This window comes from Streptomyces sp. NBC_00045 (assembly GCF_045041095.1).
Taxonomy (GTDB): Bacteria; Actinomycetota; Actinomycetes; order Streptomycetales; family Streptomycetaceae; genus Streptomyces.
Genome location: NZ_CP108271.1, coordinates 2,665,061 through 2,686,978 on the forward strand (window position 1 = coordinate 2,665,061; position 21,918 = coordinate 2,686,978).

The following is a 21,918-nucleotide window of genomic DNA, read 5'->3' on the forward strand; positions in this document are numbered from 1 at the left end:
TGTGTACACGCAAACGCAATACCCTTCCCGCGAATCCACCCCGCCCGGGCGCCGTGCGCCGACCAGACCGACGAGTCCGGCGTGCGGGATGCCGGGGTGGAGCTTTCAGCACGCCTTACTCTGGGGGGAATCAGCGCTTATGCGCCATCATCGGCATCAACACACCAGACGCACTGTCGGCTTGATCACATCGCTGGGGCTCATGCTCGCGACGCCGGGGGCCGCGCTCGCGGCCACACCGGAGGCCGCGCCCGGCGCGCACTCCGTCACAGCCGCCACGTCCCCCACAGGCGCACTACCGAAGGCCCTCCAGCAGGCCAAGGCGGAGCAGAAGCCGGTCCCGATCACCGCCTTGACCACTCCGACCGCCGAAACCGTCGCGAACCCGGACGGGACCTTCAGTACGACCACACACATCAAGCCCGTTCGGGTACTGAAGTCGGGAAAGTGGAGCTCTCTCGATGCCGCCCTGCAGCGCAACGCGGACGGGACGTACAGCCCCCTCGCCACACCCGCCGGCGTCTCGCTCTCCGGTGGCGGTACGGGCCCGCTCGCAACACTGACGAACGGCGAGGGCCGGCGCCTCGCCATGTCCTTCCCCGTCGCGCTCCCCGCCCCCCGGGTCAGCGGCAGCAGCGCCCTGTACCCGAACGTCTTCCCCGGAGTGGACCTCCAGGCATCCGTCAGTGACCAGGGAGCGTTCAGCGAGGTGCTGATCGTCCACAACGCCGAGGCAGCGGCGAATCCGGCACTGCGCAGCCTGCGCCTGGCCACCAAGGCCGTTGGTCTGAATGTGGGCAGCGACTCAGCCGGCAATCTCCAAGCCACCACGCCTGAGGGAGCGATGGCGTTCACCAGCGCCACACCCCTCATGTGGGACTCAAGTAGCTCCACGCAGAGGACTCTTACGAGCGAGAGCTTCGTCACCGGCCGCAGCGCGGCGGCCGCCCAGGGCACCGGGACTCCACCGGCGCCGCTCGTCGATTCCCCGGGACGGTCGTCGGCCACCAGCCCCGGAGAAGGCGCCCAGGTGAAGCCGATCACCATCTCGGCACAGCCCGAGGCCTTGACCTTGACCCCCGATCTGGGGTTGTTGACGGGGCCGACGACTGCCTACCCGGTCTTCATCGACCCCGTGGTCAACCCCGTGACCTCGGGGACGGGCCACTACGTCGTGGCTCAGGAAGGCTGCCCGGGAGCGAACACCTATGACACCGCCCAGGACTGGGGCGAGGGCGTCGGCTACCAGCAGTACACCTCCAACTGCTTTGGGATGCAGGAATCGTTCTTTGAGATCAACACGAGCGCTCTCACGCCTCAGATGGTGATCCAGAAGTCGACTCTGTACCTCACCGAGACCTATGGCGCGGACCACGGCTGCTCGAACACGTGGCCGATCACCTTGAAGCACACGAACGGCATCAACAGCGGCACGAACTGGAACAAGCGGCCCGGTGCGATCGCCACGATCGGGACGCAGCAGATCTCCAGTGCCAGCCCTGCCAACGACTGCGGCTACAAGAGCGCCAACTTCGACGTCACCGACCGCATCAGGCAAGGGGCGTCGCAGGATGCCGACACCTGGACATTCGGCCTCTACGGCGACAGCAGCAAGACGATGTCGAACCTCGGCTTCATGCGGTTCAGCACCAACCCGTACCTCGTGACGGTGTTCGACATCCCGCCGTACGCTCCGGACTCCGTGAGCACCACCCCCGACTCCGCGAACCCCGCCGGCGCAGCCTGCAACAACGGTACTCGGGGCTGGATCGGCAGAACTTCCACCGCCTACGGAGTCACCAACTTCTCCCTCAACGCCCGCCTGACGACGCCCATGGAGGGCGTGAACCTCCAGGCCGTCTACATGGTCTGGGACGACATGAAGAACAACGGCAGCGGAGCCCCCGCCACCGTGTCCCAGCCCAGGAGCACCTACGTCGCGCCCGGGACGACCGCACGCACCAACGTGGGGATCACACTTGCCGACGGCCATGCGTACGGCTGGGGCGTCAAGGCCTTCGACGGCACCCTGGAAGGCCCCTGGACCCCGTACTGCGGTTTCAAGGTCGACCTGACGCCGCCCACCGCCGTCGCGTTCGCTGATTCGAAGGCGTTCCCCCCGCTCGCCAGCGGGCGCACGCCCACCGCACACGCCGGCGACACCGGGATCACCATCGCCGTCTCCAGCAAGGACGTCGCCCCTACCGGATGTGAGCTCTCGGCCTGCATCAAGAGCGACATCCGCCGGTTCGAGTACTCGCTCGACACGCCCATCCCGCCGACCGGTGCCCAGTCGATCGCCGTCACCCCCGACGCGAACGGCGCCGCCACTGCCAACATCCCGATCAACCTCACCGCCCAGCAGTGGGGCACGCACACCCTCTACGTCCAGGCCGTGGACGGGGCGAACAACGCCCGGCCCGCCGGATACCGCTTCTACGCCCCCTGGAACCCGGCGGCTCCGGTGACGGCGGGAGACGTGACCGGAGACGGCATACCTGACACCCTCCGGCCCGACCGCAGCGGAAGCGGCAGTCTGCTCCTCATCCCCGGCAACACCGACGCGTCCGCCACCGCGATCACGGCGTCGACAACGGCCCAGAGTCCCGACAAGACGGGCTGGGACAACTACCTCGTCACCCACCGCGGAAGCCTCAGCCAGTCCGGCGTCGACGACATCTTCGCCTACAACCGGAACACCCATCAGCTGTACGCCTACGGCAACGACGCATCCGGGATCGGCGGCACGCCCGGACACTTCAGCCTCACCCAGAGCGTGATGCCCATCTCGGCCAAGCCGGCGTGCAATCCGGCGGCTCAGTGCACCGGATATGCCGCGGACTGGTCGAAGGTCTCCCAGATCCTCGCGCCGGGCAGCTTCGACAATCCGCGCGGGCTCGCGGATCTGATCACCATTGAGGACAACCGCCTCTGGTACTACCCTGGTACCTCGTTCGGCGGCCTGCACCTTGACCAGGGCATGCTGCTCAGCTCCGGCGACTGGTCACGTACCACCCTCATCGCCCCGGGCAAGGTGGGTGACACTCCCACCTTGTGGGCACGCGACGACGCCACCGGCCGCATCTACAGCTACGCGCTGAAGTTCGATTCCAACGGCATCCCCGCCGCGTTGCTGGCACCTCCTTCGGCGCAAGCGCCCTCGACCGCCATCGCAACGCTCGACGCTGCGGTGTACCCGCAGGTCGGCTCCTACGGGGATCTGAACGGCGACGGACGTGCCGATCTGTGGGCGATCAATGCCAACCAGCAGCTCCTGGCCTTCAGCGGGACGAGCACCGGCTTCTCGCCGGCTCCCGTTTCCCTCGGAAACCTCAACGTGCCGGCAGCCCAGTGGAAGCTGACCGGCCACAGCGGCGGCATCACTCCGAGCACCGACGGCAAGTACCCGGCGACATCGTCCGGCATCACGTGGTCCACGGGCTCCATCGGCGGCGTCCAGACCTCGTACCCGGAATTCAAGGGGTCCCAGTCGACGATCACGGCCAACGGCCCCATCGTCGACGCGCAAAAGAGCTTCACCATCAGCACGTGGGCCAAGCCCGGATCCAAGACGAGCATCATCGCCAGTCAGGACATGAACCGCACCAGTTCGTTCTTCCTCTACGCGGATGCCAATTCCTCCCAGTGGCATTTCGCCCTGGCGAGCGCTGACTCCGATGGATGGCCATTCGACTACACCTACGCCGCCAACGACGCCGCGCGGTTCACTCCCGATGCCTGGACTCACCTGACCGCCGTCTACAACGCTCAGAGCGGCCTGATGAGCTTGTACGTCAACGGTGTCCTGGCCAGCACTGGCCAGCACAAGGCGTCCACCAGTCCGGCCTCTGGCGGACCGCTCGTCTTCGGCCGGTTCAAGGCCAACGGGGCACCGCAGGACAGCCTCACGGGCGGTGTCAGCAACTTCGCCGTATACCCCTATGCCGCTGCCCCCACCGCCCCCGGCACCGCCGGCCCGATCACCCTGGCCGCCGCCTCGGCCAACTGCATGGACAACGACTACGCCAGGCCCGACGACGGCAACAGGATCCAGGTCGCCCGGTGCAACGGCACCTCGGCCCAGAATTTCGAGGTCCGAGGTGACGGCACCCTCCGCGTCCAGGGCAAGTGCGTCGACGCCAGCAACGCCGGGACGGCCAATACCACGCTGCTCATGCTCTACACCTGCCACGCGGGACCGAACCAGCAGTTCGTGCCCCGTGCCGACGGCTCTCTCTACAACCCCGTCTCCGGCCGCTGCATCGACCTCGGAGACCTCAACACCACCCCAGGCACCCAGCTCTGGCTGTACGACTGCAACCTCTCCAACGCTCAGCGTTGGACCATCCCCGCACTGACCACGGCGTCTCTTCCCGTCCCCAGTCCGTAGCAACCCCGCCGGACAGACGACGGTCTCCCCAGCCCCACGGGGGTGGGGAGAGCGTCCAGGCGGGGCCTGACGGAATCAGCGTCGCAGCAGGGTGACGACGGCCGCGCCGCCCAGGCCTATGTTGTGGGCCAGGGCCGTACGGGCGCCCGGGACCTGCCGTGCGCCGGCCTGGCCGCGCAGCTGCCAGACCAGTTCCGCCGCCTGCGCCAGACCCGTCGCACCCAGCGGGTGGCCCTTGGAGATCAGCCCCCCGGAGGGGTTCACCACCCACCGCCCGCCGTACGTGGTCGCGCCCGATTCCACCAGCTTCCCGGCGGCGCCGTCCTCGCACATGCCCAGCGCCTCGTACGTCAGCAGCTCGTTGATCGAGAAGCAGTCGTGCAGCTCGATCACGTCCACGTCCTCGATGCCGAGCCCGGACGCCGAGAACACCTGCCGCCCCGCCGCGGCGGTCATCGGCTTGCCGACGACGTCGATGCACGACCCCGACGCGAAGGACGCCTCCGTGTCCGTCGTCATCGCCTGCGCGACGATCTCCACCGCCTCGTCGTGCAGCCCGTGCCGGACCACGAACCGCTCCGAGACGACCACCGCGGCCGCCGCCCCGTCCGAGGTCGGCGAGCACTGGAGCTTGGTCAGCGGTTCGTGGATCGGCTTCGCGGCCAGGATCTCCTCGACCGTGTACACCTCCTGGAACTGCGCGTTCGGGTTGTTCGCCGAGTGCCGGTGGTTCTTCGCCCCGACCGCCGCCAGCTGTGCGGCCGTGGTCCCGTACCGCTCCATGTGCTCGCGCGCCGCGTTCCCGAAGATCTGCGCGGTCGGCGGGGACATCTCGAAGCCGTGCCCGGCGGCCATGATCCCGTAGTGCCGGGCGACCGGCGAGGTCTTGAAGTCGGAGCCCGCGTCGGCGCCCCCGCCCAGTGCGCCCTTCTTCATCTTTTCGAAGCCGAGCGCCAGCACGCAGTCGCTGATCCCGCCCTCGACGAACTGGCGGGCCATCATCAACGCCGTGGACCCGGTCGCGCAGTTGTTGTTCACGTTGTAGACCGGGATCCCGCTGAGCCCCAGTTCGTACGCGGCCCGCTGGCCGGCCGTGGAGGCCTGGAAGCAGTACCCGACCGGCACCTGTTCGACCAGGTCGTAGCCGATGCCCGCATCCGCCAGCGCCGCCGTCCCGGCCTCCTTCACCATGTCCCAGTACTGCCAGTCCCTCGACTCCGGCTTCTCGAACTTCGTCATGCCGACGCCCACGATGTACGACTTCATGCCCGACAACTCCTAGTCCCTGGGAAGGCCGAGGATCCGCTCGGCCACGACGTTGAGCTGGACCTGTGTGGTGCCCCCGGCGATGGTCAGGCAGCGGGACATGAGCATCTCGTGCACCGCCCGCTCCCCCGCCCCCTCCCGTACCGCGCCTGCCGGGCCCAGCAGTTCGAGCGCGAGCTCGGCGGTCCGCTGCTGGTGCGGGGTCTGGACGAGCTTGCGCACGGAGGCGCCGGCCCCCGGCTCCAGCCCCGACACCTGCTGGAGGGTGGTGCGCAGCCCGATGCAGGCGAGGGCGTGGGCCTCGGCGGTGAGCGCCCCGATCCGGGCCCGGTGGGCGCCGTCGAGTTCGGCCGAGCGGGCGATGAGCACTTCGAGGCCGGTGCCGAAGGTCATCTGGTCGGCCATGTGGACCCGCTCGTTGCCGAGCGTGTTGCGGGCGACCTTCCAGCCGTCGTCGGGTGCGCCGACGAGGGCGTCCGCGGGCAGCGGGACGTCGTCGAACCAGACCTCGTTGAAGAGGGCGTCGCCGGTGATCTCTTTGAGGGGGCGCACGTCGATGCCTTGGCTGTTGCGCATGTCGACGACGAAGTAGCCGAGGCCCTTGTGCTTGGGGGCGGCGGGGTCGGTCCGGGCCAGCAGGATCCCGAAGTCGGCGCTGTGCGCGGAACTCGTCCACACCTTCTGCCCGTTGATCTTCCAGGAGCCGTCCGCCGTCCGCTCCGCCCTGGTCCGCAGTGAGGCCAGGTCCGAGCCGGCTCCGGGCTCGGAGAAGAGCTGGCACCAGGTGACGTCCCCGCGCAGGGTCGCCAGCAGGTACTTCTCGCGCTGTGCGTCGCTCCCGTAGGCGAGCAGCGAGGGCACGACCCAGGTGGCGATCCCCAGGTCGGCGATCTTGACTCCGGCCGCGGCCAGCTCCTGCTGGACGACGAGCTGTTCGACGGGGCCGGCGCCGAGCCCGTACGGGGGCGGCAGGTGGGGGGCCGCGTAGCCGGTGGGGGCCAGGACGCGGCGGGCTGTGGCCGGGTCGAGGCCGCGCGCGTCCTCGATGGCGGCCTTGGCCCGCTGCCGGTACGTCTCGGCCTGCGCCGGGAGTTCGAGGCGCAGCTCCCGCCGCGCACCGGCGGCCGCGAGCCGCACGGCCCGTACGCGGTGCCCGTCCCCGGGGCCGAGCAGCTGTCGGGCGACGATCGCGCGCCGCAGGTGGACGTGGGCGTCGTGCTCCCAGGTGAAGCCGATCCCGCCGAGGACCTGGATGCAGTCCTTGGCGCAGGTGTAGGCGGCGTCGAGTGCGTTCCCGGCGGCCAGGGCGGCCACGAGCGAGCGGACCTCCGCCGGCTCGTCGGCCGCCCGGGCGGCGTCCCAGGCCAGGGCCCGGGCCTGTTCGAGGCGCACCAACATGTCGGCGCACAGGTGCTTGATCCCCTGGAACTTTCCAATGGGCCGGCCGAACTGCTCGCGGACCTTGGCGTACTCGGCGGCGGTGTGCAGCGCCCAGGCGGCGGTGCCGCAGGCGTCGGCGGCGAAGAGCGTGCAGGCCAGGTCCCGGACCAGGGCGGCGTCGAGGTCGAGGAGGCGGCCGGGTGCCACGGTGACCCCGCGGGCCCGTACCTCGGCGGTGGGCCGGGTGGGGTCGGCGCTGTCGTGGGTGCGGACGTCCAGCGTTGCGGCGTCGACGGCGAACCAGCAGGTGCCGTGCGCGGCCTCGGCGGCGAGCAGGACGAGGTCGGCCTCCCCGGCGCCGAGCACGGGCGGCGCGAGCCCGTCGAGGAGGTGTCCGCCGCCTTCGACGGCGACGGCGGTCAGGCTTCCGGGGCCGAGGGCGACCGCGCCGACCCGCCCCGCGAGGGGTTCGGCTCCGGCCCGGTCCAGCAGTACGGAGGCCAGCGCGCTCGGCAGGTACGCCCCGGGCAGTGCGGCCCGGCCGGCTTCCTCGACCACGACGGCGAGGTCGAGCAGGGTCCCGCCCTCCAGGTGCGGCTCCAGCAGCCCCGACTCCGCCAGCGCGTCCCAGTAGGCGGGCCGCACCCCGGTCCGCGGCGGGCTGTCGAGCAGCTTGCGCACCTCCTCGGGCGGCACGGCCCGCGCCACCCAGCCTCGTACGGCCTCGGCCAACTCCCGCTGTTCCCCAGTGATTCCGATGCCCATGGGCAGGCAGGCTAGAACACGTTCCATTCTGACGGAAGGTCAGAACGAGAACGTGTTCTTCTCGGGCCGCCCGTGGCCGTCGGTGGCACGTCCGTGGACGGGGCGATCCCGCACCGGGTCCGTGCGGTGTGATGAACTGCGCTCCGTTCGCCGTTGGCCAAGAGGGGGAAACATGACTGCTGACGCTCCGGCACCGCACACGCCCGATCCCGCAACTGCGGCACCGGCTCACGCCGAAAACAAGCGCCGGGAAGCGGGCCGCATCGAGGGGTGGTCGATCGCGTGGATGCTCCTGGCCCTGACCCTCTGGGGAGGGTTCGTCTTCCTGATGCTCGCCGACTACGGACCCGACTACCAGGGCAGGGCCATGTGCCGGGGCCCGCTGGTCGGCCCGTCGACCAGGGACGCCGCGTGCCGCGACGACGCACTGCGCCAGTGGCCCGCCCTGCTGGGCATCCTCGCGCTGGCGGCCGTCGCCACCGTGACCGCGGCGGCGACCACGGTGTACGCCAAAGTCCTCTCCCGCCTGGTACCCGGCGACGGGCCCGGCGTGCGGCCGCGGGACTGAACCGGCAGGGCCGTCCGGCACCGGAGTGCGTCAGGTGCGGCGCGGGACGGCCGCCAGCGCGGCACGGGCGATCTCCTTCGCCTCGGTCTCGCAGGCCGCGGCGGGGTGCTCCGCACCGCCCAGGGCTACCTGCACGATGAGGTTGCCGTCGCGCACGCGCAACTGGCAGGTCTCCTTCTCGTCCGGGGTGCTCCACAGCGCGGCGTCCCCGGCCTCCAGGCCGGTCTCGGCCCGCCCGCAACCGAGGCGGCCCCGCTGGTACTCCGTACCGCTCCCGGCGTGCGACCGCTGCGCTCCAGGCTCCACTCGACGACGGCGTGCGGCGCCGGCTCGCGCTCCGTGACCACGTCGTGGGCCGGCAGCCAGGCGCAGTGCGTGAACGCCCGCTCGGGCAGGTCCTGGTAGCTGTCCTTCTCGTCCTTGCGTGCCGGCAGCGGCAGCTTCCCGGCCGCCTCGGCGCAGGTCGGCAGGCCCAGGTACTTGTCCGCCTCGACCGGCGGGCCCTGCGGCTTCCCGTCCTTCCCGGTCAGTGCGTACGCGCCGACGCCGACCGCCGCCACGAGGACCACCGAGAGCAGCAGGCTCCTCCCGCCCGGCCACAGGCGCCGGCCGCGCGGCGCGTGCGCCCCCTCCGGCCGGGCCGTCCGCGCGGCGGTGGCCGTGGCGGTCGCCGCGTCCGGGTTCGCGTCCGGGCTCCCGAGCGCGCGGGCCGCACCGTCCGGGTCCAGGAGCAGCCGGTCGATCTCCTCCTGCTGCGCGACGGCCTTCCGCTCGACCGCCGGCGGCCACCCCGCCCCGTCGCCCGCGCCCGTCAGCCGCAGGATCTCGGCCGGGGTCGGCCGGGCCGCCGGGTCCTTGGCCGGGCACCGGGTGACGAGGCCGTGCAGGCCGGGCGGGAGGCCGAGGAGGTCGGGTTCCGCGTGAACGACGTTGTACAGGGTCAGCACCATCGTCGCCGCCGCGAAGGGACTGCGGCATATCCGCCGCGCCCGCCACGACCGCGATCGGCGGCCGGGTCCGGCGGCGGGGCCGCGAGGGGGCCGTTCCGGCAGCCGGGGCCTCGGACACCAGCCCGCCGATCTCGGCGAGCTGCTCCCGGATCAGGGCGTTCACGGCATCCGGCCACAGCCGCGCCGAGGGCGTCAGCCCGCCGACCGCGGCCAGCAGCTCGGCCGGGGTCGGCCGGTCGGCCGGGTCCTTGGCCAGGCACGACGCGATGACCCCGCGCAGGCCGGCCGGTACGCCGCCCAGGTCCGGTTCGGCGTTGACGACCTCGTGCAGGATCCGCGGCACCGAGCTCCCGGCGAACGGCGGCCCGCCCGTACAGGCCGTGACGAGGGTCGCGCCGAGCGAGAACACGTCGCTCGCCGGGGTGAGTTCCTACCCCAGCACCTGCTCGGGCGACATGTACGCGGGCGAGCCGATGAGCGAGCCGGCGTGCGCGATCCGGGTCTGGTCGCCGACCGCCCGCACGATGCCGAAGTCGATGACCCGTACGCCGTCCTCGGCGAGCAGCACGTTGGACGGCTTGAGGTCCCGGTGGATCAGCCGGCCCGGTGTACGTCGGCCAGGGCGTGCGCGAGCCCGGCGGCCAGCCGGCGCACCGCGTCCTCGGACAGCGGCCCGGCGGCGTCCACGGCCCGCCTCAGCGAGGGCCCCGGCACGAACTGCGAGGCCAGCCAGGGCGTCTCCGCGTCGGGGTCGGCGTCGGCGTCTATCACGGCCGCGGTGTACCCGCCGGCCACCCGCCGCGAGGCGTCCACCTCGCGGCGGAACCGCGCCCGGAACCCCTCGCCCTCGGCCAGCTCGGCATGTACCTGCTTGACCGCGACGTACCGCCCGTCCGGCGCCACCCCCAACACCACCCGGCCCATCCCGCCCCGGCCGAGCACGGTGACCGTCCGGAACGGTCCTATGTACTCCACCCCGTTACAGGGCGCCAACGAACGCAGCGAAGGCGGCGGGGCTCACGGTGAAGACGGGGCCGCCGGGGTTCTTGGAATCCCTGACGGCGATGAGGCAGGGCTGGGTCGCGACCTCGACACACTCGCCGCCGTTGGTTCCGCTGTACGAGGCCTTGCGCCAGGCGGCGGTGCCGAGGGGGGCGCACTCGATGCAATTTCCCCCCGTGTCGCCGCTGTACGAGGACTTACGCCACCTTGCGCCCGTCAGGTTCTGGTTGGTGCCCATAACGCTCCTCCATTACGCGGGCGATCCGTACCGCCGAGTCCTCCACGGAGAGAGCGGCGGCCTGCAAGTGATCGTAACGGAGCGAACCCTCCCTGAGAGCCTGCGGATTGGCCGTCATATGGCCCTGGACGAAGTCCTCCGTATAGACAAGATCCGGGTCGTCATCGAACCGCAGGAGACTGAACTCGCCCATCAGTCCCGCATGGGCGCCCGCCTCAAACGGCAGAATCTGCACCTGCACCCACTCCCGCCTTCGCAGGGCCAACAAGTGGGCGAGTTGGTTCCACATGACCTCCTGGCCGCCGATCTCCTGATACAGCACGGCCTCGCTCATCACCACCCACATCAGTGGCGGGTTCCCTCGGTCCAGGATCCGCTGCCGCTCCATCCGGGCGGCCACCTTCGCGTCGAGGTCCCCCTCCGTCCGCACCCCCAGCACGGCCCGCGCATACTCCTCCGTCTGCAACAGCCCGTAGACCAACTGTGCCTGGAACGACGAGATGTACTCCGCCTTCGCTTCCATCTCGGCATACGGTTGAAACCACGTCGGCAGCTGACTCCTCAGCACCAGCCCCACCAGCCGGGAGAACGCCCCGTTCGTGTCGAGCGCCGCATCCACCCGCTCCGAGAAGTCCCGCGTCGGGACCTTCCTGGCCGTCTCGATCTGCCCGATCAGCGAGGCCGTGCAGAAGACGATGTCCCCGAGCTGTCCCTGTTTCAGCCGGGCCTCCTCCCGCAGGCGGCGCAACTCCGAGCCGTAGTAGTCCAGCGGAGAGGCGGTCGGGTCGAGATCGCGGATGTTGACCATGAGGAGGTCACCCCCAAGTACACGCCGTGCAGCGTTCGTTTCGGTCCGTAGCCGAGCGTAACCACACCACCTCACTGTGGTGCCGTGAATCACGTAACTGAGTACTCGGCAAGCGAAGTTGGCGAGAGCTACCGGATGGGTTTCACCGTCGGTGAGCATTCGGCCCGGCACATGCGGCGCATCCTGCGCATCTACCTGGCCAGTTGGGGCCTGGCCGGGCTGGCGCACTCCGCCGAGCTGGCGCTGACCGAGCTGGTTTCCAACGTCGTCCGGCACGTCCCCGGGCGGGGTTGCTCGGTGCTCATCCTGTGCGGGCCGGGCGGTCTGCGGGTCGAGGTGACGGACTGCGGCCGGGAGCCGGTGCGCGTGGCGCGCGGTGACGACGGAGAGCTCGGCGAGGGCGGGCGCGGGCTGCTCCTGGTCGAGGCCGTGACCGACCGCTGGGGCGCGGAGGCGACGGCCACCGGCAAGACGGTGTGGTTCGAGTGTGACGCGCCCCGCCACGAACCGGCGAGAACATAAACCGGCCGTGGCCTGAAATCGCTCTGGATACCCTCGGTATCAAATGATCCAATCTGGGGCGTTCACGCCACCCCCAATTCACCTCCAGGACGGAAATCACCCGTGAATTCCCTCACGTACGTGGACCTGCACCGGCAGGTCTCCTTCGACATCCAGAAGGAAATGGAGACCGCGCTCCTGAGGCTCGCCCCCGCCTCGGGGTCGAGCGCCGCCAAGAGCGCGGTGGGCAGACTCCTCCGGCATCAAAAAATGCGGCATCCCCTGTCGGTGCTCCCGATGATGGTGCACGCCGTCGAGACGGGTGATCCCGGACCGGCCGTCCCGCTGTCCGCCGTGCACCTGCTGTGGTGGACCTCGGCCTGCTACCTCGATGACCTGGCCGATGGCCACGGAACGACCGCTTCCGACAGCCTGGACCAGAACGAGGCGCTCCTGGCCTCGATGCTCAGCGGAACGGTGCTCCCGATCCGGATCATCCGGGCGCTCCCGGTGCCGGCGGGAGTGCAGGGCGCGCTGACGGCGGAACTCGCGACCGGCTGGGTCGTGGGCGTCGAGGGGCAGCTGAGCGATATCGCCGGAGACGTCGAGAGCGCCACCCGGAACTCCGTGATCGCGGCCTACCGCGGGAAATCCGGCGGCCCCTACTCGATGATCACGGCGATGGCGGCGATATTGTCGGGCGCGAGTGACGAGAGAGTGGAGTTGTGGCGGGAGTTCGGGTACCTATTCGGCATACTCTGGCAAATATTCAACGATCAGGAAGACATCCTGTCGGGCCGCAATGAGGACCTCCTCAACGGGACGGTCACCTACCTGCTCAGCTGCGCCCTCGACGACGCCCCCGACCTCCGGGCCCGGGAGGAGCTCCTCGACTGGTGCGCCGCCGCACGGCACTCCGAGCGGGCGCGCACGGAACTCACTCGCTTCCTCCTCTCGCCGGAGGTGCTCCACCCGTACTCCGCGGAACTCGACGCCTTCCGCAAGGAGGCCCACCGCCTGCTCACCGACCTCGGAGGGCACGAACACCACCTGCCGCCCATGCGGCACCTCGTGGACCACGCGGCCCAGATGCTCCTTCGGCCGACCCTCACCCCTGCGGTGGCGGCCTCCGCGTAGGGCGCCACCACCGCGGCAGTTCAGCCGCGCCCCGCCGCCGGCGCGGGCCGACCGGGACTCGGATCCGATCGGGGCGGCACCCGCTCATGCAGGGACATAATGCTCCTACCGAGCGAGTGGATCACGGTGTAACGGGGGCCGACGGCGTGCGGGAACTGATCGACGACCGGTACGAGCTCGACGAGTTGCTCGGCCGGGGCGGATTCGGCGAGGTCTGGCGGGCCAAGGACAGCCGAGTGGGCCGCTGGGTCGCAGTCAAGCTCGGCTATCCGCAGACGTACGAGGACACGCGCCGCTTCGAGCGGGAGGCGAGGCTCGCCGGGAGCCTCGCGCACCCCAACATCGCCACCCTCCACGACTTCGGCCGCACCGAACGCGCCGGGCGCAGCGCGGTCTTCCTCGTCATGGAGTTGCTGCAGGGCCGGAGCCTGGACGGCGTCCTGGCCGACGGCGTGCCACCGCTCGCCGACGCGCTGGACTGGACGATGCAGGTGGCGGCCGCGCTCGGGGCCGCGCACGACGCGGGAGTCGTCCACCGGGACGTCAAACCGGCCAACGTGATGGTCACGGAGGGCAGCCGGGTCGCGAAGGTCCTCGACTTCGGCATCGCCAAGGCCCAGGACGGTCCCGGGACGGAGCTGACGGCGACCGGCATGGTCATCGGCTCGTTCCCGTACATGGCTCCGGAACGCTGGACCGGCGGCGCCAACGGGGTTCCCGTCGACGGGCGGGCCGACCTGTACGCCCTCGGCTGCGTCCTCATGGAGCTGCTCACCGGCTCGCGGCCCTTCCCCGCCGGGGAGATGCACGAACTCCTGGCCCTGCACCTCACGGCCGCGCCGCCCGCGCCGAGCTCGCTGCGGGCGGGGCTGCCGGCCGCACTCGACCCCCTCGTACTGGACCTGCTCGCGAAGGATCCCCGCCACCGTCCCGCGAACGCCCGCGAGGTGAGCCGGCGGCTGGCGGAGATCGCCCGGGGCGAACGGGACGGCCCCGGCCGTCCCGCCGACCCCCGCGTGGCGGTGCGGTCGCCGGAGCGGGACGCGGCAGCGGCGTCCTGGCCGCCGCTGCCTGCCTACGCCCCCACCGTGCACACCACGGCCGGGGATCCCGTCCGGGTGATGCTGGGCCACCGGCTGACCCGCCTGCTGGAGGACGCCCCGGCCGGCCTCACGGATCGGCTGGGCGTGCTGGTCGCCGATCTGACGGAGGAGCTCGGTGCGAGCGACCCGTTGACGGTGCGGGCCGCCTACCACCGGGCCGTGAGCGCGCGCGGGCAGTCCCCCACCGACCTGGAGCGGATCCTGCCCCGCATGATGCGGGTCCTCGGGCTGGCGGACCCCGACACGATCACCGCCCGTGCCGTGTACGTCGGCGAGGCCGCGGCCCACGGCCCCGGCGACGGCCGCCGCCACGAGGGCGAGCTGCGCGAGATCATCGAGCAGGCGGGCCGGGTACTCGGTCCCGGCGATCCGGTGACGCTGGTCGCCCGGTACCACCTGGCCGGTGCGCTCCACCGCGGTGCGCGCGACCGCGACGGCCAGTGGGACCCGCGCACACCCGAGCGGGCGGAGAGCGAACGCGCCTGGCTGGGGCCGCTGTTGCCCGACCTGGAAGGCGCGATGTCCGGTCCTGCTCGACATCCGGCGTCGCCTCGCGCACGACGCCTGGCTGGTCGGTGATTTCACCGCCGCGGCGCCCCTGTACCTGACGCTCTTCCCCGACCTCGAAGAACTCGCGGAACACGGCGATCCGGAGGTGGGCTACCGCGTGCTGCGCAGCATCGGCGAGGCGGGGGATCCCGCACTGGCCCTGGCGCACATCAATCCGCTGCTGCACCGGCTCCCCCTGCTCTTCGGGAACACCCACTGGCTGGCCCAGGAGCTCTCCGACACCCGGGCGGACTTCCGGCGGGCCCTGCGCGAGCAGCGGCGGGCGAGCGGGGACGGCGGCCTGTCCCGGCTGTTCGGCCGCTGACCCCGGTCCGCCGACCTCGGCCGCCGGCCCGGGGCCGGGGCCGGGGACCGGGCCGGGGACCCCGGCCGTAGCGGCCTACCGGGCGGTAGGGCAGCATGGGCCGCCCACACGCAGCGCAGGAGGAACCCCATGGCCCCCGCCACCCCCAAGCCGGAGACCCTCGCCGCCTTCGAGGCAGCCAAGGGGTTCATGCCCGTACGCGAAGGCCTCGCCCTGTACGAGGCCGCCGCCGGGGCGGCGGCGCTGGGCCTGCCGCTGCTGGAGGTCGGCACGTACTGCGGGCGCTCCACGATCCTGCTGGCCGATGCCGCCCGCGAGGCCGGGGTGGCTGCGATCACGGTCGACCACCACCGGGGCAGCGAGGAGCAGCAGCCGGGCTGGGAGTACCACGACCCGACCGTCGTGGACCCGGAGGTCGGCCTGATGGACACCCTCCCGACCTTCCGCCGCACCCTCCACAAGGCGGGCCTGGAAGACCACGTCATCGCGATCGTGGGCCGCTCGCCGCAGGTCGCCGCGGCATGGGGCGGCGGGCTCGGCTTCGTCTTCATCGACGGCGGCCACACCGACGAGCACGCCAGTGGCGACTACGAGGGCTGGGCCCCGCACGTCGCCGAGGGCGGCACGCTCGTCATCCACGACGTGTTCCCGGACCCGGCCGACGGCGGCCAGGCCCCGTACCGGATCTACCTGCGCGCCCTCGCCTCCGGTGCCTTCGAGGAGGTCTCGGTGACCGACTCCCTGCGGGTCCTGCGCCGCATCGCCCCGGGCATCTGACCCCGCCGGCCAGACCTGGCGCAGCTGACCCCGCCGGACCTGGCGCAGCGTCGAGCCCCATCCGGGGCCGCGTCGGGCCCCCGCCCGGGTCCTGGGGCGGGCACCGCTCGGCTTCCGTCGGCGGCGCAGCCGTCGACGCCTGCCGGGCCGGCTGCCCGGCTGGGGCCCGATCGGCCGATCCGGGCACATAAGCGGATAATCTCACCACGCCCCCGGATGGCCCACGGTCCGCGCCGTCGGCGGAGCGCCGGTCTAGGCTCGCGGCGTGCGCTACGACGACACTCCCCCAGCCCCCGAGTCCGCCTCCTCGGTCAGCCCGGAGCGGCGGTGGTTCGCGCGCCGCTCCGGCCTCGCCGTCGGGGCGGCCCTGCTCGCCCCGACCGCCCTGGCGGGGTGGGTCCTCATCCAGCTGACGACCGGGGCGGGGGCGGACGACGCCCGCCCGCCGCGGATCGTGATGCCGGCCGGCTCCGCCTCCGCCGCCACCGACGCCACCCCGAAGGCCGACCCGAGCCCCTCCAAGGGCCCGCTCGCCGGCCGGACCGTGGTCATCGACCCCGGCCACAACACCGGCAACTTCAAGCACACCTCCGAGATCGACGAGAAGGTCGACATCGGCACCAACCGCAAGGAGTGCGACACCACCGGCACCACCACCAACTCGGGCTACATGGAAGCCGAGTTCACCCTCGACGTGTCCCGTCGGCTGCGTACCGTACTGGAGGCCAAGGGCCTCAAGGTGGTCCTCACCCACGAGGCCGACCGCGCCTGGGGCCCCTGCATCGACGAGCGCGCCCGCATCGGCAACGGGGCCGCCGCCGACGCCGTGGTCTCGGTCCACGCGGACGGCGTCTCCGAGGGCAACCGCGGCTACCACATCATCCTCCCGGCCAAGGTCAAGGGCGGTGCCGCGGACACCGCCCCGATCGTCGGCCCCTCGCGGGACCTGGGCGAGCGGATCGCCTCGAACTTCGCCCGGACCACCGGCTCCGCCCCCGCCAACTACCTCGGCAGCGGCACCGGATTGGTCGTCCGCGACGATCTGGGTGGACTCAATCTCTCGACCCGGCCCAAGGTGTTCATCGAATGCGGCAACATGCGTGACGCCAAGGACGCGGCGCTGCTGACGAGTCCGGAGTGGCGCCAGAAGGCGGCCCAGGGCATCGCGGACGGCATCGTCGGCTTCTTGGGCGGGTAGTCCCCTCCGGGACAGCCCGCCGCCCCGATCCTCTCGGTCGCGGTGAACCTCCGTACCATGGTCCCGCCCGCCCCGCTCCTGCACGTGCGCGACCGCGGCACCACGAGACGACCGAGACCGAGAAGGACACCTAAGACGTGAACATCCGCTCCCTCACTCGAGGCGACGGCGTGGTGATCGGAGCAGCGGCGCTGCTGTTCATCGCCTCGTTCCTCGATTTCTACTCCGCGACCGGCATCGACATGCCGGGCGCGTGGGACACCGACGTGTACGGGCTGGTGCTTCCCTGCATCTTCCTGCTCGCCTTCATCGCGACCGGCCTGCTGATCGCCGGCCGCTTCCAGCCGGAGAGCCGCAAGCTCGCGGGCCTGCCGCTACCCGCGTGGGGGATGGTGCTCGCGATCGCGGCGGCCTGGTCCTCGCTCTGGTCCCTGATCACCATCCCGAGCAGGGTGAGCCTCGGCCCGGGCTGCATCATCGCCTTCCTCGCCACCCTCGCGCTGGCCGGCGCGGCCGGCGCCGACAAGAAGGTCCCGGCGCTCGCCGGCCCCCTGCTGCCGGAGCCGAAGCCCGTCGCCCCCGCGCCGTTCGGGGCGCAGCCGCAGCCCGGCGCCGGGTACGGCTACCCGGGCGGCCAGCAGCAGCCGTACGGGGCCACGCCGCAGCCGGTCCCGCCGTACGGCGGCACCCCGACCCCGACCCCCGCGCCGGCCCCGCAGGACGCGACGCCCGCCCCGGCGGCGGACTTCACCCCGTTCTGGTTCGCGGTCCCGGTGGCCCGCCCCCTCTTCGCCGAGGACGGCTCCCCCACCCCGATCGCCGAACTCGCGCCGGGCACCTGGTACCTGGCCGTGGACCAGCGCGGTCCGGCCACGCTGATCGCCCAGACCCAGGACGGCCGTCGCGGCGTCCTGAACGACACCTCGGGCATCCAGCGCGGCTGACCCGCACCGCACGGCACCACCGACGGCCCACCGCCCTTCCGGGCGGGGGGCCGTTGCCCTACAGTCACCTGACGCATCGTCAGATACGGCTGGAGGGGACGACGTACATGCGCCTCGGACTCGCACTCGGCTACTGGGGCCGCGGCCCCGACCGCGCCCACCTCGACCTCGCCACCGAGGCCGAGGACCTCGGCTACCACTCGGTGTGGACCGCCGAGGCCTGGGGCTCGGACGCCTTCACCCCGCTGACCTGGATCGCCGCGCACACCTCACGGATCCGCCTCGGCACCGCCATCGCCCAGATGGCCGCCCGCACCCCCACCGCCACCGCCATGCACGCCCTCACCCTGGACCACCTCTCGGGCGGCCGGATGATGCTCGGCCTGGGCCTGTCCGGCCCGCAGGTCGTGGAGGGCTGGTACGGGCGCCCCTTCCCCGCGAGCCCTCTCACCGCGACCCGCGAGTACGTCGACGTCGTCCGCCAGGTGCTGCGCCGCGAGGGGCCCGTCACCCTCGACGGACGCTTCCACCAGCACCCGTACCGCGGCGCGGACGCCAGCGGCATCGGCAAACCGCTCAAGCCCATCACGCACCCGCTGCGCGCGGACCTACCGATCCTGTTGGGCGCGGAAGGCCCGAAGAACATCGCCCAGACGACCCGGATCGCGGACGGCTGGCTGCCGCTGTACTGGTCGCCGACCCGCACCGACGTCTACGAGGCCTCCCTGACCGACCTGCCCGAGGGCTTCATGATCGCCCCGATGGCCCGGGCCAGGGTCTGCGACGACGTCGCCGAGGGCCTGCTGCCCGTCAAGGCCATGCTCGGCTTCTACATCGGCGGGATGGGTCATGCGGCCCGCAACTTCCACGCCGACCTGATGGCCCGGATGGGCTACGAGAAGGAGGCCCGTCGCATCCAGGAACTCTTCCTCGCCGGACGCAAGGAGGAGGCGGTCCTCGCCGTACCGGACGCCTTCGCCGACGAGATCTCCCTGATCGGCCCGCGCGAGCGGATCGCCGAACGCCTCGAACTGTGGCGGGGCGGCCCGGTCACCGACCTGCTCCTGACGGCCCCGGACCCGCACACCCTGCGCGTCCTCGCGGAGCTCAACAGCTAGAGGTCCGGTTGTGAGGATCTGAAGTGACAGCGACTGCCCCAAAGAAGGATGATCATCGCTGCTCGTCACGTCTTCTCGAAGGAACCCTTCTGTTGCGTCCCACTCGTGCGACCGTCCTGCTGACCGCGGGTCTCGTCACCCTCCTCGGGGTCCCGGCCGCCGTCGCCGCCGACGCCCCGTCCACCCTCTACGTGGACAACGACCGCGCCGTGACCGACTGTTCCGATGCCGGGCCCGGTTCGCTCGACCTGCCGTACTGCACCATCTCGGCGGCGGCCGGGGCCGCACGGCCCGGCCAGACCGTGCGCATCCACACGGCCAAGCCGTATCCCGAAGCCGTCACCATCGGCCGCTCCGGCGAGCCGGGCAAGCCGATCGCCTTCGTCGCCGACGGGCCGGCGGCCGGTGACCTCGTACAGATCGGCCAGGGCCAGGCCCTCAGGGTCGACGGCGCCTCCCACGTGGTGCTGCGCGGGCTGCGCTCCTCCGGAGGGGTCCAGGTCAGCCGTTCCACCGACGTCGAGCTGGACCGGATCACCAGCGCCACGGCCGGCGCCGCCTCCCTCGTCGTGGACTCGGGCAGCACCGACGTGCGCGTGACCAGGAGCAACCTGCTCGCTCCGGCCCGGATCGAGGGCGGCGCCCGCGACACCGTGCTGAGCCGCAACCAGATCCGGGGCCGCATCACCGCGACGGTCGACGCGGTCGAGGCACCCGGCACCATCGTCACCAACAACACCCTCTACCTCGGCTGTAATGCGGCCGTCTCCTTCCGCAGCAACTCTTCCGGCTCCGGGGCGTTCAACAACCTGATCTACATCGGCAACCCCACCTCGTGCGTCAACCCCGATCCCCGCAGCGGCATCCTGGTGGGACAGAGCGCCGCGGCCGGCACCCGCGCCGACTACAACCTGCTGGCCGGCTTCCCGGCGGACGGGGTCATCGCCTACAAGTGGGCCGATGCCGGCTACGCCACCGCGGCGGCGTTGCAGGCCGCCACCGGACAGGGCGCGCACGACGTCCTGACCCCGTCGGCGCAGGGCGTGGGCCCCGTGGACGGCTCCCCCACCATCGACTCCGGCGACCCGACGGCGCCGGGCGTCCTGCCCACCGACTACAACGGGTACCCGACGGCGGACGACCCGCGCGTGCCCAACACGGGCAAGGACGGCGGCTTCATCGACCGCGGCGCCCGCGAGACCCAGGACGACCTGCGCAGCGTCCGGCTGGAGATCGCCCAGAACTGGGCTCCGGTCGGTACCACGGTCCGGGCGAAGGCCATCGCGGACAACACGTGGCCGGGCACCCTCACCCACCACTTCGACTTCGGCGACGGGACGGCTCCGGTCGTCACCAAGACGGCCACCGCCGAGCACGTCTACCAGGCGCCGTGCGCGTGCACGGTCAAGGTGACGGCGGTCGACTCCGCCGGGCGGAAGGTCTACGACCAGCAGCCGACCAAGGTCACCGCGGCCGGTCCGCTGACCACGGCCCTCACCGGCCGGGCGGTCTTCCCCACCGCGGACGCCCCCAGGGAGTTGGTCCCGCCGCTGTCCGTCGAGGTCGATCCGCGGACCACCGCCGCACCGTGGCCGGTCCAGCGGATGGACCTGGACTTCGGTGACGGCACGAAGGACGTCCGGGACGCACTGGACCCGGTCCGGCACGCCTACAAGCAGCCCGGCACGTACGAGGTGACGGTCACGCTCCAGGACGTCAAGGGCGCCACCTCCACCGCCGAGCGGACCGTACAGGTCGCCTACGCCCCGGCCGGCTACGTCGCCCTCGACCCGTTCCGCGCACTGGACACCCGCACCACCAACACCCCCGTCCAGGGTGGCACCGCAACCCCGATCACCCTGCCGGTCGTCTACACCGGCTCCGGCCCGAGCCACACGGCCGGCGCGTCCGCGGCGGTCTTGAACGTGACGGTCACCGGGGCCACCGAGGACACCCACCTCAGCGTCTGGGCCGCGGCTCAGCCCCGCCCGGTCACCTCGAACGTCAACGTCAAGGCGGGCGGCACCTCCTCCAACACCGTCACCGTCCCCATCGGCGCGGACGGCAAGGTCTCCGCGCAGCTCAACTCCGGAACGGCCGCGCTCATCGTGGACTTCGTCGGCTACTACCAGCCCAACGGCGGGCAGCGGTTCTCCCCGCTCTCCCCGACCCGCGTCGTCGACACCCGCACCGCGGGCGGCGCCCTGGGCGGCGGGCAGACCCGCACGGTGAAGGTCGCAGGGGTCAGCGGGATCCCCGCCGACGCCACGGCCGTCGCCCTCAACCTCACCGGCACCGGCGCGACCGAGAACGGCCACGTCATCGCCTACCCGGACCCGGCCAGGCGCCCGGCCACCTCCAACCTCAACCTCGAACCCGGCAAGGACAAGTCCAACCAGGCCATCGTCCCCGTCGGTCCGGACGGCACCATCACCCTCTACACCAACACCGGCTCCACCCACCTGGTCCTGGACGCGGTCGGCTACTACGCCAAGGACGCCGAGGCGCTGTTCACCCCCGTCGTCCCCCAGCGCCTCGCCGACACCCGCAGCACCGGGAAGCTGGCCCCCGGCGCCACCACCACCGTCGCCGGGCTCCCGGCGAACGCGATCGGTGCGGCGCTGAACGTCACGGCCACCGACACCACCGGCCCCGGCTTCCTCACCGTCCACGGACACGGCAGCACCCGCCCCGAGGCCAGCAGTCTCAACACCCGGACCGGTGAGACCGTCCCCAACCACGTCACCAGCCCGGTCGGTGACGGCCGCATCAGCATCTGGAACAGCTACGGCGGCAGCAACCACGTGATCACCGACCTGTTCGGCTACTTCACCCGGGGCTGACGTCCCCGCAGCACGCCGGAGCCCCGGTCACCGCGCACTCCCGGCGACCGGGGCTC

Annotated in this window: 17 protein-coding genes and 2 pseudogenes; 11 read left to right on the forward strand and 8 right to left on the reverse strand. The window is 71.7% G+C overall.

Features of this window, described 5'->3' with window-relative positions; genetic code table 11:
• The first annotated feature begins 181 nt into the window (after window positions 1-181).
• The gene (locus tag OHA65_RS12490; RefSeq protein ID WP_405755841.1) at window positions 182-4,390 is read left to right on the forward strand and encodes a ricin-type beta-trefoil lectin domain protein; all 4,209 of its coding nucleotides are present in this window, start codon (window positions 182-184) and stop codon (window positions 4,388-4,390) included.
• Between the two features lie 75 nt (window positions 4,391-4,465).
• Here the strand turns inward: OHA65_RS12490 and OHA65_RS12495 are convergent, their stop codons facing one another.
• Window positions 4,466-5,656: a lipid-transfer protein gene (locus OHA65_RS12495; RefSeq protein ID WP_405755844.1), complete on the reverse strand. Its 1,191-nt coding sequence runs from the start codon at window positions 5,654-5,656 to the stop codon at window positions 4,466-4,468.
• Window positions 5,657-5,668: 12 nt separating this feature from the next.
• Entirely contained in the window at window positions 5,669-7,801 is a 2,133-nt protein-coding gene (locus OHA65_RS12500; protein WP_405761875.1) for an acyl-CoA dehydrogenase, read from the reverse strand.
• Between the two features lie 172 nt (window positions 7,802-7,973).
• Here OHA65_RS12500 and OHA65_RS12505 point away from each other — a divergent pair, with 172 nt between their 5' ends.
• Window positions 7,974-8,369 carry a hypothetical protein gene (locus tag OHA65_RS12505; RefSeq protein ID WP_405755850.1) on the forward strand — a complete coding sequence of 132 codons (396 nt, stop codon included), beginning with the start codon at window positions 7,974-7,976 and terminating at the stop codon, window positions 8,367-8,369.
• Window positions 8,370-8,399: 30 nt separating this feature from the next.
• On the opposite strand, the gene OHA65_RS12510 is transcribed toward OHA65_RS12505, so the two are convergent.
• The 6 genes and pseudogenes from OHA65_RS12510 to OHA65_RS12535 all read right to left on the reverse strand — a co-directional run bounded on the left by OHA65_RS12510 (window position 8,400) and on the right by OHA65_RS12535 (window position 11,367).
• Window positions 8,400-8,531 carry a hypothetical protein gene (locus OHA65_RS12510; RefSeq protein ID WP_405755853.1) on the reverse strand — a complete coding sequence of 44 codons (132 nt, stop codon included), beginning with the start codon at window positions 8,529-8,531 and terminating at the stop codon, window positions 8,400-8,402.
• Complete coding sequence (locus OHA65_RS12515; protein ID WP_405755856.1) at window positions 8,495-9,319, reverse strand: hypothetical protein; 825 nt, start codon at window positions 9,317-9,319, stop codon at window positions 8,495-8,497. Before OHA65_RS12515 ends, OHA65_RS12510 begins: the two co-directional genes overlap by 37 nt.
• Before the next feature lie 430 nt (window positions 9,320-9,749).
• Window positions 9,750-10,073: pseudogene (locus tag OHA65_RS12520) on the reverse strand (protein kinase domain-containing protein); the annotation flags it as partial.
• A pseudogene (locus OHA65_RS12525) lies at window positions 9,980-10,243 on the reverse strand (serine/threonine protein kinase); the annotation flags it as partial. The pseudogenes OHA65_RS12520 and OHA65_RS12525, both read right to left, overlap by 94 nt.
• A gap of 55 nt (window positions 10,244-10,298) precedes the next feature.
• The gene (locus tag OHA65_RS12530) at window positions 10,299-10,559 is read right to left on the reverse strand and encodes a DUF397 domain-containing protein (RefSeq protein ID WP_405755859.1); all 261 of its coding nucleotides are present in this window, start codon (window positions 10,557-10,559) and stop codon (window positions 10,299-10,301) included.
• Window positions 10,519-11,367 (reverse strand): helix-turn-helix domain-containing protein, encoded by an 849-nt coding sequence (locus tag OHA65_RS12535; RefSeq protein WP_405755861.1) that lies wholly within the window; start codon window positions 11,365-11,367, stop codon window positions 10,519-10,521. The genes OHA65_RS12530 and OHA65_RS12535 overlap by 41 nt, the downstream gene beginning before the upstream one ends.
• An 84-nt stretch (window positions 11,368-11,451) precedes the next feature.
• Between OHA65_RS12535 and OHA65_RS12540 the strand changes: the two genes are divergently transcribed.
• The 9 genes from OHA65_RS12540 to OHA65_RS12580 all read left to right on the forward strand — a co-directional run bounded on the left by OHA65_RS12540 (window position 11,452) and on the right by OHA65_RS12580 (window position 21,862).
• Window positions 11,452-11,889, forward strand: coding sequence for an ATP-binding protein (locus OHA65_RS12540; RefSeq protein ID WP_405755864.1), 438 nt, complete (start codon window positions 11,452-11,454; stop codon window positions 11,887-11,889).
• A 102-nt stretch (window positions 11,890-11,991) separates the two neighbouring features.
• The gene (locus tag OHA65_RS12545) at window positions 11,992-13,005 is read left to right on the forward strand and encodes a polyprenyl synthetase family protein (protein ID WP_329313415.1); all 1,014 of its coding nucleotides are present in this window, start codon (window positions 11,992-11,994) and stop codon (window positions 13,003-13,005) included.
• Between the two features lie 146 nt (window positions 13,006-13,151).
• Window positions 13,152-14,687, forward strand: coding sequence for a protein kinase domain-containing protein (locus OHA65_RS12550; RefSeq protein WP_405761877.1), 1,536 nt, complete (start codon window positions 13,152-13,154; stop codon window positions 14,685-14,687).
• 88 nt (window positions 14,688-14,775) lie between these two features.
• A complete protein-coding gene (locus tag OHA65_RS12555; RefSeq protein WP_405761878.1) occupies window positions 14,776-14,982 on the forward strand; it encodes a hypothetical protein in 207 nt (68 codons plus the stop codon).
• A gap of 129 nt (window positions 14,983-15,111) precedes the next feature.
• Window positions 15,112-15,759, forward strand: coding sequence for a class I SAM-dependent methyltransferase (locus OHA65_RS12560; RefSeq protein ID WP_327283209.1), 648 nt, complete (start codon window positions 15,112-15,114; stop codon window positions 15,757-15,759).
• Window positions 15,760-16,024: 265 nt separating this feature from the next.
• Window positions 16,025-16,957, forward strand: a complete 933-nt coding sequence (locus OHA65_RS12565) for an N-acetylmuramoyl-L-alanine amidase (protein ID WP_328762605.1) — start codon at window positions 16,025-16,027, stop codon at window positions 16,955-16,957.
• 137 nt (window positions 16,958-17,094) lie between these two features.
• Window positions 17,095-17,901: a hypothetical protein gene (locus tag OHA65_RS12570; RefSeq protein ID WP_329313419.1), complete on the forward strand. Its 807-nt coding sequence runs from the start codon at window positions 17,095-17,097 to the stop codon at window positions 17,899-17,901.
• Between the two features lie 107 nt (window positions 17,902-18,008).
• Window positions 18,009-19,019 carry an LLM class F420-dependent oxidoreductase gene (locus OHA65_RS12575; protein WP_327283212.1) on the forward strand — a complete coding sequence of 337 codons (1,011 nt, stop codon included), beginning with the start codon at window positions 18,009-18,011 and terminating at the stop codon, window positions 19,017-19,019.
• Window positions 19,020-19,111: 92 nt separating this feature from the next.
• Window positions 19,112-21,862 carry a PKD domain-containing protein gene (locus tag OHA65_RS12580; RefSeq protein ID WP_329313421.1) on the forward strand — a complete coding sequence of 917 codons (2,751 nt, stop codon included), beginning with the start codon at window positions 19,112-19,114 and terminating at the stop codon, window positions 21,860-21,862.
• Window positions 21,863-21,918: the final 56 nt, after the last annotated feature.

What these genes read in the sequence shown, in the direction of transcription:
- OHA65_RS12575 (WP_327283212.1), top strand. Translation starts at nt 18,009, where the DNA reads ATGCGCCTCGGACTCGCACTCGGCTACTGGGGCCGCGGCCCCGACCGC.
- OHA65_RS12560 (WP_327283209.1), top strand. Translation starts at nt 15,112, where the DNA reads ATGGCCCCCGCCACCCCCAAGCCGGAGACCCTCGCCGCCTTCGAGGCA.
- OHA65_RS12515 (WP_405755856.1), bottom strand. Translation starts at nt 9,319, where the DNA reads ATGGTGCTGACCCTGTACAACGTCGTTCACGCGGAACCCGACCTCCTC.
- OHA65_RS12500 (WP_405761875.1), bottom strand. Translation starts at nt 7,801, where the DNA reads ATGGGCATCGGAATCACTGGGGAACAGCGGGAGTTGGCCGAGGCCGTA.
- OHA65_RS12495 (WP_405755844.1), bottom strand. Translation starts at nt 5,656, where the DNA reads ATGAAGTCGTACATCGTGGGCGTCGGCATGACGAAGTTCGAGAAGCCG.
- OHA65_RS12505 (WP_405755850.1), top strand. Translation starts at nt 7,974, where the DNA reads ATGACTGCTGACGCTCCGGCACCGCACACGCCCGATCCCGCAACTGCG.
- OHA65_RS12530 (WP_405755859.1), bottom strand. Translation starts at nt 10,559, where the DNA reads ATGGGCACCAACCAGAACCTGACGGGCGCAAGGTGGCGTAAGTCCTCG.
- OHA65_RS12535 (WP_405755861.1), bottom strand. Translation starts at nt 11,367, where the DNA reads ATGGTCAACATCCGCGATCTCGACCCGACCGCCTCTCCGCTGGACTAC.